At 49.1% G+C, this 15076-nt stretch carries 10 protein-coding genes and 1 pseudogene; 9 read left to right on the top strand and 2 right to left on the bottom strand.

The features are described from left to right. The first annotated feature begins 1 nt into the window (after position 1). The 9 genes and pseudogenes from odhB (at position 2) to HRU78_11920 (ending at position 12221) form a co-directional block, all read left to right on the top strand. A complete protein-coding gene (gene odhB / locus HRU78_11960) occupies positions 2-1249 on the top strand; it encodes a 2-oxoglutarate dehydrogenase complex dihydrolipoyllysine-residue succinyltransferase (protein ID QOJ24272.1) in 1248 nt (415 codons plus the stop codon). A 243-nt stretch (positions 1250-1492) separates the two neighbouring features. Next, positions 1493-3868 (top strand): fatty acid cis/trans isomerase, encoded by a 2376-nt coding sequence (locus HRU78_11955; GenBank protein ID QOJ24271.1) that lies wholly within the window; start codon positions 1493-1495, stop codon positions 3866-3868. A 117-nt stretch (positions 3869-3985) separates the two neighbouring features. Next, positions 3986-4120: pseudogene (locus HRU78_11950) on the top strand (dihydrolipoamide succinyltransferase). A gap of 551 nt (positions 4121-4671) precedes the next feature. Beyond that, complete coding sequence (locus tag HRU78_11945) at positions 4672-5184, top strand: chemotaxis protein CheW (GenBank protein QOJ24270.1); 513 nt, start codon at positions 4672-4674, stop codon at positions 5182-5184. 123 nt (positions 5185-5307) lie between these two features. Continuing rightward, positions 5308-6065, top strand: a protein-coding gene (locus HRU78_11940) for an IS5 family transposase (protein ID QOJ25042.1) whose coding sequence is annotated in 2 segments (ribosomal slippage) — positions 5308-5623 and positions 5623-6065 — 759 coding nt in all. Because the reading frame shifts where the segments join, the coding sequence is not laid out codon by codon here. Between the two features lie 26 nt (positions 6066-6091). Further along, positions 6092-7759 carry an MCP four helix bundle domain-containing protein gene (locus tag HRU78_11935; GenBank protein QOJ24269.1) on the top strand — a complete coding sequence of 556 codons (1668 nt, stop codon included), beginning with the start codon at positions 6092-6094 and terminating at the stop codon, positions 7757-7759. 398 nt (positions 7760-8157) lie between these two features. Continuing rightward, positions 8158-8670 carry a chemotaxis protein CheW gene (locus tag HRU78_11930; protein ID QOJ24268.1) on the top strand — a complete coding sequence of 171 codons (513 nt, stop codon included), beginning with the start codon at positions 8158-8160 and terminating at the stop codon, positions 8668-8670. A gap of 42 nt (positions 8671-8712) precedes the next feature. Next, positions 8713-10437 carry an MCP four helix bundle domain-containing protein gene (locus tag HRU78_11925; GenBank protein ID QOJ24267.1) on the top strand — a complete coding sequence of 575 codons (1725 nt, stop codon included), beginning with the start codon at positions 8713-8715 and terminating at the stop codon, positions 10435-10437. Between the two features lie 551 nt (positions 10438-10988). Then, on the top strand, positions 10989-12221 hold the full coding sequence (locus HRU78_11920; GenBank protein QOJ24266.1) for a D-alanyl-D-alanine carboxypeptidase: 1233 nt from the start codon (positions 10989-10991) through the stop codon (positions 12219-12221). A gap of 218 nt (positions 12222-12439) precedes the next feature. Here the strand turns inward: HRU78_11920 and HRU78_11915 are convergent, their stop codons facing one another. Continuing rightward, entirely contained in the window at positions 12440-12988 is a 549-nt protein-coding gene (locus tag HRU78_11915) for a FecR domain-containing protein (protein ID QOJ24265.1), read from the bottom strand. 175 nt (positions 12989-13163) lie between these two features. Next, positions 13164-15074: a hypothetical protein gene (locus HRU78_11910; protein QOJ24264.1), complete on the bottom strand. Its 1911-nt coding sequence runs from the start codon at positions 15072-15074 to the stop codon at positions 13164-13166. Positions 15075-15076 lie beyond the last annotated feature (2 nt).

Here is a 15076-nt window from a genome sequence, read left to right as displayed (position 1 = left end):
CATGCTGATTGAAGTCAAAGTTCCCGCATTATCCGAATCCGTAGCGGAAGCTACCTTAATTTCCTGGCATAAAAAAGCGGGAGAGTATGTCAACCGATCGGAAAATCTGATCGATATCGAAACCGATAAAGTGGTGCTGGAGTTGCCCGCGCCGAACGCCGGTGTGCTGGCCAAAGTGCTGAAGGGCGATGGCGCCACCGTGGTCAGCGGCGAAGTGATTGCGATGATCGAAACGGAAGCGGCTGCGGTAACTGCAAAACCGGAAACTCAGGCCCCAGCGCCTGCCGCCGGTCAACAAACGCAAGCGCCTGCTGCGGTTAGTGCTGAAACGGCGGGTGCCGAGGCAGTCGATACCGCAATCCCGATGCTGATGCCGGCGGCGCGCAAACTGGCGGAAGAAAACAACCTGAAAACCACGGAAACCTCTGCGATCAAGGGTACCGGTCTTGGTGGTCGTATCACCAAAGAAGACGTGCAAGCATACATGGATAGCAGAACTGCTGCGGTTGCAAAAACCGGAACCGGCGGCAGTGGCGGTGTAACGGGCGGACGCACCGAGCGCCGCGTCGCCATGTCGCGGCTACGTCAGCGCATTGCCGAACGCCTGGTGCAATCGCAATCGACCGCGGCGATTCTGACGACGTTCAACGAAGTCAACATGCAAGCGATCATCGATTTGCGCACGCGTCACAAAACCGAATTTGAGAAAGAACACGGTGTCAAGCTCGGCTTCATGTCGTTTTTTGTCAAAGCGGCCGTTGCAGCGCTGAAGAAATACCCGATCGTCAATGCCTCCGTCGAAGGTAACGAGATCGTCTATCACGATTACTACGATATCGGCATCGCCGTCGGCAGTCCGCGCGGATTGGTCGTGCCGGTCATTCGTGACGCCGACAAACTGTCGACGGTGGAAATCGAACTGCAAATCGCCGATTTCGCCAAACGCGCGCAGGACGGCAAACTGAGTATCGACGAACTGAGCGGCGGTACATTCTCGATCACCAACGGCGGCGTGTTCGGCTCGATGCTGTCGACGCCGATCATCAATCCGCCGCAAAGCGCCATTCTCGGCATTCACGCCACCAAGGAACGCGCAGTCGTCGAGAATGGGCAGATCGTCATCCGGCCGATGAATTATCTGGCGTTATCCTACGATCACCGCATTATCGACGGCCGCGAAGCGGTGTTGTCGCTGGTCGCAATGAAAGAAGCGCTGGAGTATCCGATGAGTCCGCTGCTGGAGCAGTGAGGAGGGAATGGATCAATGATTGTCCATTCCTGACCGAGATTCGCGTTTTCTTCAAGATTTAAATTCAGAGTTAAATTTTTCTCGACGATTTGTGTATTTTTTCCGCGCAATAACTTCATGGATCCGGATTGCCGGATTTAAGGAATACGCCGGTTAGGTTTAATTTGCGCTATCGGTAACTTCGGCGATCTCTGCAGCGGTAAACGGTGAGGTAATATTTTGAGTTCAATCCCGGCGATCTTCATGAAATTATTCCACCCAGCCAAACTTTTCTTTTGCCTCTTTTTCCTGTTATCCGCCTGTCAAGATGGCAACAACCCGATAGCTAGCCGCCAGCAAGCACCGGTGCCGGTTGCGCTGCCTGCCGCTGTGGAAAGAACCGTTTCGTATCATGCAGAGATCCGTCCGATTCTGGAAGCCAAATGCTTGTCGTGCCATAGCTGTTACGATGCGCCGTGCCAGCTCAAGCTTGAAAGCGCCGAAGGATTGCTGCGTGGCGCTTTTCGCGAATCGATTTATGGCGGAGCGCGAACTGAGGCCATGCCGCCTACCCGGATCGGAATCGATGAGCTGACCGTTTCGGGATGGCGTGAGCGTGGCTTTCATTCGGTGCTGCACTCTGACGATACACAATCCGAAGCTTTGATCGCGGGGATGATATCGCTGGCGAAACAGTATCCATTCCCGCCGAACAGCAAAATACCGGATTCGATCGATCTGAGCATTAATCGGAAAAATCAGTGTGTCTCCAGTGAGAAATTTTCCGCTTATGCGCGTGATTATCCACTTAGCGGTATGCCGTTTGCCGTTACCGGACTCAGCGATCAGGAGTATGCGCTGTTGGCCGGCTGGGTCAAACAAGGTGCGGTGATCACCGATGAACCGGTGATGCTGAGCAAAGGTGAGCAAGAGTCGCTGCGGAAATGGGAATTGTTTTTCAATCGCGCTGATGATCGCGGCAAACTGGTGGCGCGCTGGTTGTATGAGCACCTATTTATGGCGACACTGTATTTTCCGGATCTGGATGGGGAACTGCGGTTTTTTGAGTTAATCCGCTCAGCGACACCGCCCGGCAGGGATATCATCCCGATTCCCACCGTATTTCCCAATGACGATCCCGAGCAGCCGTTTTTTTACCGTATTCGCCCGATTAGTGGCAGTATCCTGCACAAACGGCGGATTCCGTATCCGCTCAGCCAGGCAAAACAACGCCGTATCAATGAGTTATTTTTTACCCAGGAATGGCCGGTGGGCGATTTGCCGGGGTACAGCTATGCGGAACGGGTGAATCCGTTCGCAACGTTTGCGGCCATTCCGGCATACGCTCGTTACCGCTTCATGCTGGACGACGCCGAATACTATATCCGGAATGTCATCCACGGGCCGGTATGCCGCGGTCAGATCGCCACCGACGTGATACGCGATCGATTCTGGGTGTTATTCCAGAATCCGGAATTCGATCCTTTCATCACCAATAACGCTTATCGACATCAAGCGATTCCGTTACTGGAGATGCCCGGGCAAAACGACGATCTGCTGGCGATGGGCGAGGAATGGTTCCGCTATCTCGGTCATCATAACGATTATCTGGCACAACGCCGCAGTCAGTATGCAGCGCAATATCCCGGCGGCGCATCGCTGGATCATCTCTGGGATGGCGATGGTCGGAATACCGATGCCTTGCTGACCATCACCCGCCACTACGATAGCGCTTCAGTCGCCAGAGGATTGGCCGGAGATATTCCACAGACGCTATGGCTCATGGATTACCCGTTACTTGAACGTACCTACTACATACTGGTGGTGAATTACAACGTGTTCGGCAATGTTGCCCATCAATTATTGACCAGACTGTATTTCGATCTGATACGCAATAGTTCGGAACATAACTTCTTGCGCTTGATACCTGATGGTCAACGCACCGGTATATTGCACGACTGGTATCAGCAATCGGGCAAACTGAAATTCGGTACTTTTTACGAAAAAATCGACGATGTGTCGCCTTCGGCAGAGAGCTTTACAACCGAAAATCCGAAACGGGAGCTTGCCTTACGGATCCTGCAGCGTTTTGAATCCGTTAATGCGATGGCGGACGATCCGGTCAATCGTTGTCAGGCGGAGAAGTGCGTTCGCTCAGGTCAGCCGCTGTGGATACAAAAAGCGGATCATGCGTTGTCCGCCATTGCATCCCGCCCGGCGGCCGATTTGGCCGGTATCAACCGGTTGCCGGAAGTGACGTTCGTGCGAGTCAAGCACGGCCAGGATAACCGCACGGTCTATACCTTGCTGCGGGATCGTGCGCATAGCAACGTTGCATTTATACTGGGCGAGGAATTGCGGTATCAGCCGGAAAAAGATCGCCTGACCGTATACCCCGGCATTACCGGCAGCTATCCGAATTTCATTTTCGATGTGCCCGACTCGGATATCGAAAACTTTGCAGTGCTGCTTGGCGCAGCCAAAAAAGAGGAACACTTCGAACACATTGTGAATACATGGGGTGTACGGCGCACACATCCGCAATTTTGGGAGATTCTGCACGATATTACGGCCTGGCAGAGAGAGCGGGAGCCCCTGATCGCCGGTATCTTCGATATCAACCGCTATGAGAATTTTTAGCATTGCTACGATGGAATTAATGCGACCATCGTTTTTCTAGCATCATCAATCCGCTGCAAAGCGCTATTCTTTGGCATTCATGCCACCAAAGGAATGTGCAGTCGTCGAAAATGATCAATCGTCATTCGGCCGATGAATTGTTCGACGTTGTTTTACGATCACCGTATCATCGATGGCCGCGAAGCGGTGTTGCCGCTGGTGGCAATGAAAGAAGCGCCGGAGTATCCGATGAGTCCGTTATTGGAGAAGTGAACTGCTCAGGTAAAGTGGTACGATCAACTCGCTTCCTGGTATTGGTACAGTCCAAATAGACTATCAACATACGGTTTGAACAGTTTTTCAAGTTATAGCCCATAATTTGTAAAGTTTGTCTGACTTGTGCTGTATCCGGATCATGATCAGTAAGGCATCCCGTTTAATCTATCCCAAGCATGTGCAGCCGTCCGGCATGCTCCAGAATGAGAAGCGCGGAATAATCCGCGCACATCATCAGTTTCAATAACAATCTCAGAGATCTCATCATGTTGAGATTCGAGTCTACTGTATCAACTATCGATTCATCACTGGCCACTGTTTCAGACTCCTGCTGACAATTTTTTGAACAGCAGCAATCCGGTGTATTGATTTCACTTTATTTCTTTAAAAATAATTAAAGAAAGCCTTTATTATTCCGTAAGAAAAGACCTACATAAGGATTAATCTTTCATGCGGTTGAGTAATAGGGGAAAAATCATGTTTTATGAAGTGGATGCAGAAATTGACGTTGACTTGGATTTGTATAGCGGACAACAGGAGTTTAGGCAATGTATGTAGAACAGACAATAAGTAAAGTCACCGATTCATCCGGTTCAGTGATAAATCGGATGGCAAATGAATTTCTGACCTTTCGTCTTGGCAGCGAGGAGTATGGAATAGAAATTCTAAAGGTACAGGAAATCCGTGGATATGATGCGATTACGCAAATAGCGAATGCGCCTGATTTTATAAAAGGTGTGGTCAATTTGCGCGGCATCATCGTGCCGATTGTCGATATGCGGATTAAATTCCGATTAGGTAATTGGACGTACGATCAATTTACCGTGGTGATTATTTTAAATGTTGCCGGACGAGTCATGGGGATGGTTGTCGATGCTGTGTCCGATGTGATTACTCTGGGAGCCGAGCAAATGCGGCCAACGCCGGGATTGGGTTCGGTGATTGATACCGAATATATTATGGGACTTGGTACTGTCGATGAACGGATGCTGATATTGATCGATATCGAGAAACTCATGAGTAGCAGCGATATGGGGTTGATCGAACAGAGTATTAATTAGTTAGGAATTGTTTTTTTTATTAGGAAAATTTAACGGAGAAAGTGATGTTTACAGATACGTCGATTAAATTCCGCTTGATGCTTGTGATTAGGGCCTGTTAACACTATTTGATATAATACGGTGATGGAAATCACCGAAACTCAATATCAACAGATCGAACACTGCATGCCGCGCCAGCGTGGCAATGTCAGTCATTCCAATCTACAAATTCTCAATGCTATTCTGTATGTTACCGAGCATGGTTGCAAGTGGCGCGGACTACCCAAGCGTTTCGGTAATTGGCATACCATCTACACTCGAATGAATCGATGGGCGAAAAGCGGCGTGCTTCAAAAAGTTTTTGAGCAGCTGCAGCATCAACAAATCATTCGCATCAAGATTGAAGCCGTTTCGATGGATAGCACCAGCATCAAAGTGCACCCTGATGGTACTGGTGCATTAAAAAAAACGGCCCGCAATCCATCGGCAAATCCCGAGGTGGCTGGACCACTAAAATTCATCTGGTTGCCGCAGATACCAGAACAGCCATAACTTTTTCCTTATCTCCGGGGCATACACATGACGCACCGGAAGGACGACAACTCCTGTTAGCACTCGGCCCCGTCTCTTCTCCTACTCATCTGCTGATGGATCGCGCTTATGAGGGTGATCAAACCAGACAGCTTGCATTGGAGCTCGGTTATATCCCGGTTGTCCCACCCAAAACTAATCGGCTGGAGCTCTGGGAATATGACCGCGCCATGTACAAAAAACGCAATGAGATCGAAAGATTATTCCGCAGACTCAAGGGATTCCGTCGAATATTCTCCAGATTCGACAAACTGGATGTCATTTTTCTCTCATTCATCCATTTCGCTCTCATCGTCGAAGCACTTAGGTAGTGTTAACAGGCCCTAGTCTATTGTCAATGCTAATGATAGGTATCGGTGTTTTAGGTTTATATGGCTTCAATCATTCCAACGCGGGATTGAAGTCGGTATATGAAGACCGTACGGTGACAGCAGTGCAGTTGGGAAAAATTCTGGATGTTTGGTATCAGGTGCGAAAAAATGCGACAGATGCTACCGAATCGAAGAATGCCGAGATTGCAAAGAAACTTGCTGAAGAAGCGAACCGGCTTGTCAAGCAGAACGAAGGTGTTTGGGCGCAATATTTGACAACAAAATTAACACCGGAAGAAGAAATACTCACTAAAACGAAAGGTGAGCAGCATGTTCAGTATGTCAATTCAATGAATAAAACCTTGCAATTTGCGATAGCCGGAGATTTTGAAGCTGCAGCGAAAAATCTTGCCACTGATACCATGCAAAAATTTAGTGTGCTGAGAGATACCGTATTTGCTTTGCTCGATTTGCAAGGAGCAGTCGCCGCTGAGGAATATGCCGCGGCACAAAGCAGTTATGAAAGTATTTTCATTGCATCGGTGGCAACCATGGCAGGAGGCGCTGGACTTGCGATTATTTTGGGATTCTTGTTGCTGCGCTCAATTGTGGCGCCTCTGGATGAAGCGATTGAAATTGCGAATCATGTAGCTTCAGGTGATCTGACCTCGCATATCGTTGTGACTTCAACCAAATCATCTACAGGACGCTTGATGCAAGCACTGAAAACGATGAACGACAATTTGATCGATCTGGTAGGCAAAGTGCGTTCGGGAACCGATCAAATCACAACGGCATCGGGAGAAATCGCGTCGGGCAACTCGGATTTAAGCCAACGTACGGAAGAACAGGCATCCAGCCTGGAAGAAACCGCATCGTCGATGGAAGAACTGACATCGACAGTCAAACAGAATGCGGATAATGCGCGTCAGGCGAACCAGCTGGCTGCAGGCGCTTCGGAAGTTGCGATGAAAGGCGGCGCAGTGGTCGGACAAGTGGTGCACACCATGAAATCAATCAACGAAAGCTCGCATAAGATAGTAGACATCATCAGCGTGATCGACGGCATTGCCTTCCAAACCAATATCCTGGCGCTGAATGCTGCTGTGGAAGCGGCGCGTGCCGGTGAGCAAGGCCGTGGTTTTGCTGTCGTTGCTACGGAAGTGCGCACACTGGCACAACGCTCGGCGGCAGCGGCGAAAGAGATCAAGGAACTGATCGGTGATTCGGTGGCGAAAGTGGAAGACGGCACGCGCCTGGTTGACGAAGCGGGAGCGACCATGGATGAAATCGTCAGTGCGGTAAAACGCGTAACGGACATCATGAGCGAAATCTCGGCAGCATCGCAGGAACAAAGCTCCGGCATCGAACAAGTCAACCAAGCGGTAACACAGATGGACGAAGTCACGCAACAAAATGCCGCGTTGGTGGAAGAAGCGGCAGCAGCAGCGGAATCGATGCAGGAACAAGCGCAAGCACTAACGCAGGCAGTCAGCACCTTTAGACTATCGGGAAGTCATACAACACCGACGGCGATCAAAAGAAACAATCGCCCTGCTGTAGTAGCCAAGCTGCCGAATCGCGGTCCAGTAACAAGAAAAGCCGCGATAAAATCAGAAACGAGTACTGCAGCAGTACCGGTTCAACCGCGCAAAGCGGCTGCCGGCGGCGGGGACGATTGGGAAGAGTTCTAGATTCGATCGAATCAAGACAAAACGCCATCCGGATTTTCCGGGTGGCGTTTTTTTATGCATGAAATATAGACATCAAAATACCACTCTAATTTTAAGTCATGATTTGTATGGTTAACTCTGATGAATTATATGAAAAATTTCATATTCCAGAATTAGTAAATGAGCATAGATGAAAGATAATTCCTACAAATAAATAAATTTATTTCTTATATTTTAAAGGGAATAGACTGACATAAGTAAATTGCCCAGAATCCGTAACAGCTAGCTGTGCTCCAAGAAGCAAAAAATTATAAAAATTAATAGGTTTGTGAAGGGAAATATTCACAAAGAATATGTAGAAGTTCGAAGATGATCGATTAATTCAATTTTAGGTAGTTTGTATAAAAGGAGCAGAAGCTATGTTACAGAAACAAGCTGTTAATGTACTTGCTGAGTCACCTGATTCGGCAGTTCAACATATGACCAATGAATTTCTAACCTTTCGATTGGGGAGTGAAGAATACGGTATTGAGATACTCAAAGTGCAAGAAATCAGAGGATACGATTCTGTTACACAAATAGCGAATGCCCCTGAGTTTGTTAAAGGTGTTGTTAATCTACGTGGAATCATTGTTCCGATCGTAGACATGAGAATTAAATTCAAACTGGAGAGTGTGGATTACAACCAATTTACCGTGGTGATTATTTTAAATGTAGCCGGGCGAGTTATGGGAATCGTTGTCGATGGCGTATCGGATGTGATCGATCTTGAGGCTGGTCAGATTCGACCTGCGCCTGAATTTGGTTCCGTCATCGATACCGAATATATCACAGGGCTGGGAACGGTCGGAGAACGAATGCTGATATTGATCGATATCGAAAAGTTGATGAGCAGTAGTGATATGGGGTTGCTTGAGCGAAGTGTAAGTTAATAGGTAATTAATTTTTAATGGGAAGATTCCAAGGAGGCTCTAGTGTTTAATAATATGACAATTAAATCGCGATTAATATTGGTAATAAGTTTGTTGTCGATATTGCTGGTTGGTATCGGTAGTTTGGGTATTTATGGATTAAATCAAACGAATGATGCTTTCAAAGGAGTATACGAAGATCGTACTATTCCATTGGGAGAATTGGGTTTAGTGATTGATCGCATGCAGCGAACACGTTTAAATGCGATCATTGCTTCTTATGCGCGCAAACCGGAAACCGTAAAAGAACGGCAAGCAATGACGGATCAACGGGATGTTGAAATTGCTACCGCCTGGCAGAAATACATGGCCACCAATTTGATACCTGCAGAAAAAACACTGATAGAAAACTTCAATCACGAGTGGAAAGCCTACACGGAAGCGCGTAACCGTACCATGGTCCTGGCGGCGGCTGGTGATTACGATGCGGCAGTTAAAAATGCTACAGAGGCAACGCCAAGATTTGATGCGGCACATGCCACCATGTTCAAGTTGATTGAACTGCAACGTGATGAAGGTGCGAAAGAATTCGCCGCGTCTCAAGCTAATTACGAAAATATTTTCATAACCAGCGTTATTGTAATTGCATTAGGTATAGTGCTGGCAATAGTAATAGGTCTCCTGTTGATACGTGCAATTGTAGGTCCTTTGAATGAAGCCATTGCAATTGCTAATGCAGTTGCTGCGGGCGACTTGACTAGCCGTATTGATGCCAGCTCAACCAACGAAACCGGCCGTTTGCTGCAAGCTTTGAAAACCATGAATGACAATTTGTCAGATTTGGTAGGTAAGGTGCGGATGGGCACAGATCAAATTGCGACAGCTTCCGGTGAAATTGCTTCCGGCAACTCCGATTTGAGCCAACGTACTGAGGAACAAGCATCCAGTCTGGAAGAAACTGCATCCTCAATGGAGGAGCTGACATCGACAGTCAGACAAAATGCGGATAACGCTCGTCAAGCCAATCAATTGGCAGCAGGCGCTTCCGAAGTTGCCGTGAAGGGAGGAACAGTTGTCGGTCAAGTGGTGCAAACCATGAGTTCGATCAATGAAAGCTCGAAGAAAATTGTCGACATTATCAGTGTCATAGACGGCATTGCCTTCCAAACGAATATTCTGGCGTTGAATGCCGCAGTGGAAGCAGCGCGTGCCGGTGAGCAAGGCCGTGGCTTTGCGGTCGTTGCTACGGAGGTGCGCACGCTGGCGCAACGTTCGGCAGCAGCGGCGAAAGAGATCAAAGAGCTGATCAGCGACTCGGTAGCCAAAGTGGAGGATGGTTCGCGCCTGGTTGATGAAGCGGGTGCAACCATGGATGAGATCGTTAGTGCAGTGAAGCGCGTAACCGATATCATGGCCGAAATTTCCGCTGCATCTCAGGAACAAAGCTCAGGGATTGAGCAGGTTAATCAAGCAGTAACACAGATGGACGAAGTCACGCAACAAAATGCCGCGTTGGTGGAAGAAGCTGCGGCAGCGGCTGAATCCATGCAAGATCAAACACAGGCACTGACACAGGCAGTCAGTACTTTCAAATTGTCGAGGGATAGTGGCCATGCTACAGCAACCCCGGTAAAAAGAAGTAATCGCGCAACACCTGTTGCCAAGCTGCCTAATCGTGGATCTGCTACCAAGAGGATAGCAGCCAATACTAATACAGCCCCAGCAGCGATAGAAGCGCAACCGCGCAAAGTCGCCGCCGGCGGTGGCGGTGAGTGGGAAGAGTTCTAAGCCCGTGGTACAAGAACACTGCTCCAGTGGCAGTGTTCTTGTGTTCTTCATCATAGTCCAGCAAAACCAATTCTCCTTTTAAAAGCGCATGTCATTGCGCTTAACCGCACTAGCTCAGACCCGATCGTACAATTACCACCGAAACTGGGTAACAGTATCAAATTAAATTCGGCTCAGGTTTTTGCTATTCCGAATTTCTTTCCTGTTGTGCAAAGTCTCCTTGGGCGTTTTTCCATTGCAATGTGTTCATATGACGTTCTTCAATCACAAAAAGAAGTCATAAAATGCTTTGTAGATAGAGGGAAATATGCTATTTATTAAGAAATACCGCATAGAGTTACTCTAGTAAAATGTAGAGACGTAAAATTATGCGATGGAAGTCGTGAGGTTATCGTCCTATGGTCAATGTGAAAAATAATAAAAAAATCGGTATCAGCAGCTGCTTGCCATTGTCTGCGCAAAAAGGGAGTTTGCTCGGCTGGGACGGAATTGCTTTATGCCAGTCATGGAAGTTTCTTGATATTGACCGATATTTGGAGAGGATAAGAAATATGGCGATGCTGGAGTATGCGATAGTAAAAGGTTTTTTTGTTCTCGCAGTGTTATGGTCACTGTTTCTGACTAACCCAGTACAAGCGAATTCGCGCTCCGCTTCTATCGTAATCGATGCAGACACCGGTGCAGTGTTGCACGAATCCCATGCAGATGCCAGCCGCTATCCCGCTTCGCTGACTAAAATGATGACGCTCTACCTTTTGTTCGAGGCCATTGAGCATCGCAGAATGACGCTGGATTCCCGCATGCCGGTGTCAGTGCATGCCGCTTCGATGCCATCGACAAACATCGGTCTGCGTGCCGGGGATAGTATTAGTGTGCGCGAAGCGATTCCGGCTCTGATCGTGCGCTCAGCAAATGATGTGGCAGCCGTGGTGGCGGAAGCTTTAGGCACAAGTGAAGCTGGTTTTGGTCGCATGATGACCGAGAAAGCGCGCAAGTTGGGTATGCATTCCACGACTTTCCGCAATGCTTCCGGTTTGCCTAATAATGAACAAAAAACAACAGCACGGGATATGGTTACCCTTTCAATGCGGCTGATCAAGGATTTTTCCAAATACTATCATTACTTTTCTACCCAGTCGTTCAGCTACAAAGGCATCACTTATAAAAGCCACAATCGTATGGTACGCAACATGCCGGGTGTTGATGGGTTGAAAACCGGTTTTATTCGAGCTTCCGGTTTTAACGTGGCGACTTCCGCCAAACGCGGTAACCGCCGCTTAGTGGCAGTGGTCATGGGGGGAAATACTGCGGCTGCACGTGATCAGCACATGGCGCAGTTGCTTGATCGTAGTTTTAACCAAGGCTCGACCCAATTAGCCGGTAATACCGCTACTAGTCTTGCGGCATCAACCGATACGAAGAAAGATAAAATTCTGGTTTCAAAACCTAAATCAGCTGCCGCGATAGAACGAGGTACTGAATCTTCCGTGCGGTCGGCCAGCAAACCGGCCAGTAATTCGCCACCGCAGGTACAAAAGCCTGCTCTGCAGCCCAGCAACAGTTGGAGTGTGCAGATTGGCTCTTATCAGGAATCCGATCGAGCTCATGCTCAGGCACAGGCAGCCGCGCGTTGGGTACCGGGCGAAGTAGTGGTTACCGAAGTGGAAATCAGCAATCGTAAGATGTACCGGGCGCGGTTGATCGGTTTGCAGGAGCATCAAGCGCGCAATGCCTGTCAAAGCTTGACACGGCAAGGAATGGGGTGCCTCGTGGTGCGGTTATAAAACTGATAGAGCGAACAGTATTTTGGTGGCTATGTGACTAAGGAAATTTGAAAAAGGTAGCGAGCGACAGCCAGGAAAGACGGAATCAGGTGAGAAAGTGCAGTTTGGTTTACGAATGGTAAATGAGCACTTTGAACCTGATTTCAACGCAGCATGGTCAAACGCAGCAGTTTCTCAGAGCTTTCCTGAAGTGTAATAACGCCAGAAATTCTTGCAGATTATTGATCGGAGCGCCAAGGTGCAATTTCCCGCTCGCTTACCAAGCGATGCTTGCTTATTTTGGTGTCGTCAAAATCCGCTTGTTCCAGTGCATTGATCTGATAAACCCCGGTTGCAACGTGAAGCTTGATATGTCCGTCTGCAACTGCGATGTGGCCGGTGCCGTCTTTGTGCATAAAAATACTGAAGCGGGTTCCAAAATCTTTGATAATGGCGCTGCCGACTTTTACTTCAAGTTGATCGGTGGAGTCTTTCTTGATATCGAAATAGACATTTCCTTTGAATAATTCCACCTGTAGCGGTTTACTTTCTTTTACCGCGACAGAGCTGCGTTTGTCCAGCGCCATCTCGATATCGGGCGCTATCACAGCAGCAAGCGGTTGTTCCGATTTTGTTTCATAAAAACGGATGCTGGGTGGCTTGCCGAAATACCAAGTCATTAAGCCAAGCATTATACAAACACCCATGATTGCACTATGGACCAAGAAACGCCGCCACTTAAAAACAAAAGTAAATGGCTGGATAACGGGGGGCTCAGGTTCCTGCATTTTTGTTTAGGAAGTGAAATAAGAAGAAAGTGGAAATTATATACTGATGAAAATATTTTTTTCAGCCTGGAATACAAACGGGATTTCACTTTATATTGTGTCAGGACTACTGCTCTGTTCCGGATGATAACAGCGATCGGAACAGATTGATGGAGGGATTTAATTCTCGTAAGCGTTATTTGCTAGGTGGCCGCAACGCAGGACGCAAACGCTGATTGGTCGGTTTGACGCGATCGAATGCCAAACCGCTGCTGCCTTCGCCACGGCCGGTTTGTTTTTTCACGCCGAGCCAGCAAAAGACCTGACCGTTGTTCCAGCGCGTGCGCTGATACGCTTGCGTAACTTGGATACCGGCGCGCGGCACTTCTTCTTCGTGCAGAAAATAAGGTTGCGGCGGCTGCTGATCGAGCCCTTGGCGCAATAATACCGTGCGCGGTTTGACTTTCTCCGGCGGATTGGGATCGCCGAGGATGATTCGCGGCATTGACGCACGCTGCAACTGGATTTCCCGGTTGTTGTTGTCGAGATGCACGGGAATCATCGGAATCCAATTCTCCGGTACACCTTGCATCAATTGATAACGAATGGCCGCGCTCGATTCGGGGATTTCCGGTACCACCAGACCGCCTTCGATTTCGCCATCCAGAATACTTTCCAGGCGGCTGAAGAGTTCACGCCCCGCTTCGTTGCCCGGTTTGCTGCGGCCTGTCGCCAGGGGAATATTTTTTTCGATGCCCCACACCATATTGGCGACCTCATCGCGTACGAACCATAGCTCGTCGACCGGTTTTCCTTCCTGAATCTTGGGGACGGTCGGTAATAACAGCAGCGAGGTATCGGCGCGCACGTCGTCGCTGCCTTTGACCGTGAGGTTGTACATGGCCCAGCGCTGCCAGTTTTCATCGCTGCCGGAACCTGACGCCGTGACCCAGATTCTTTCGCCGAACACGTTGGTGACAGCAAGACCCTGTACATCGGCGATACTGCCGACCGGCAATTGGAAAGGCACCAAAAACCAATCGTTGGCATAAACCAAGCCGAATTCCATCAGCAGCAATTTGTTGATGTCGGTGGTATCGGGTTTGATATCGCCGAAATTGGTTTTGCCTTCTTCAAATGTCCACCAGCGTGTATTCGGCATGCCTTCAAACTGAATCGCCGTCGGAAAAAACGACAGCGTGGTGGTTCCTTCCACCGGACTGCCGTTGCTCGTGCCCAAGTTTTGCCGGGCCGGATCGACGTCCAGGTTGTACCAATCCAACCGGCCTTGATAATACTCCTCGGCGGTCATGACTTTTTCCGCGCCATGCTGCGGTGCCGATACCGCAAACCGATATTCCAGTTGCTGCGGCAGCCAGGCATCGTTTTGGCCTTGATCCGGCTGATAGAACAATTGCTCATACCATTGCACAAATTTTCCGGCTAGACCGTCGATGGTTGTTTTGTCGCCGTCACTGGCCAGGGTGATGCCGTCGTAAGCGTGATGCAAGCTATCGGCTTTTAGATAAAAATACAAATTGGCGCCATCCATGGCGCGTCCCGCCATCGCCGAGAAGCTTTGCCACACCGCTGGATGCGCGGTCAGGAAAGCATCGTTGTGGCTGGCCGGATCAGGTTCGGCAATGCGATAACCGGTGTGTTGCAAGTATTGCGGTTTCAAAGCGGATAAACTGGCCGCCTGCAAATACTTCAACCATTGCCGCCCCATCAGCAGACGGATATCCAGCGAAAGAATGTGCTGTTGCCCGTTGTAGGGTAACGACCTTTGTTCGACGATTGCTTCCAGCGGCGCCGATCGGTCGAAATCCTGCGCGGCGGCATCGCCCGGCTGATAGTGAGTCAGCTCGGTGGTGGCCATGTGCACTTTGGCGAAGATCGGCGATCCGGCATCGTCGCCCTTGAATTCCCCGGTTTGCCACTGTTTGCACAACATCCACAGCGGATCTCGGACTTCGGCGCGCAGCGCGCGGATGAAGTTTTTGGTGCGTGGCCGTCCTTCCAGACGATTCCATAGCACCACCGTGGGCAGCAAGACTTTGCGCTCGAGCACTTCCTGAATATTCTGAATCGCAATAAAATCGTTCATGG

Source organism: Gammaproteobacteria bacterium (assembly GCA_015709635.1).
Lineage (GTDB): Bacteria > Pseudomonadota > Gammaproteobacteria > Burkholderiales > Nitrosomonadaceae > Nitrosomonas.
This window is presented reverse-complemented; position numbering and strand designations above follow the sequence as displayed.

Bases quoted from the DNA above. Each gene is read 5' to 3' on its own strand.
- odhB (QOJ24272.1), top strand. From the start codon at position 2: ATGCTGATTGAAGTCAAAGTTCCCGCATTATCCGAATCCGTAGCGGAA.
- HRU78_11955 (QOJ24271.1), top strand. From the start codon at position 1,493: ATGAAATTATTCCACCCAGCCAAACTTTTCTTTTGCCTCTTTTTCCTG.
- HRU78_11945 (QOJ24270.1), top strand. From the start codon at position 4,672: ATGTATGTAGAACAGACAATAAGTAAAGTCACCGATTCATCCGGTTCA.
- HRU78_11935 (QOJ24269.1), top strand. From the start codon at position 6,092: ATGCTAATGATAGGTATCGGTGTTTTAGGTTTATATGGCTTCAATCAT.
- HRU78_11930 (QOJ24268.1), top strand. From the start codon at position 8,158: ATGTTACAGAAACAAGCTGTTAATGTACTTGCTGAGTCACCTGATTCG.
- HRU78_11920 (QOJ24266.1), top strand. From the start codon at position 10,989: ATGGCGATGCTGGAGTATGCGATAGTAAAAGGTTTTTTTGTTCTCGCA.
- HRU78_11915 (QOJ24265.1), bottom strand. From the start codon at position 12,988: ATGCAGGAACCTGAGCCCCCCGTTATCCAGCCATTTACTTTTGTTTTT.
- HRU78_11910 (QOJ24264.1), bottom strand. From the start codon at position 15,074: ATGAACGATTTTATTGCGATTCAGAATATTCAGGAAGTGCTCGAGCGC.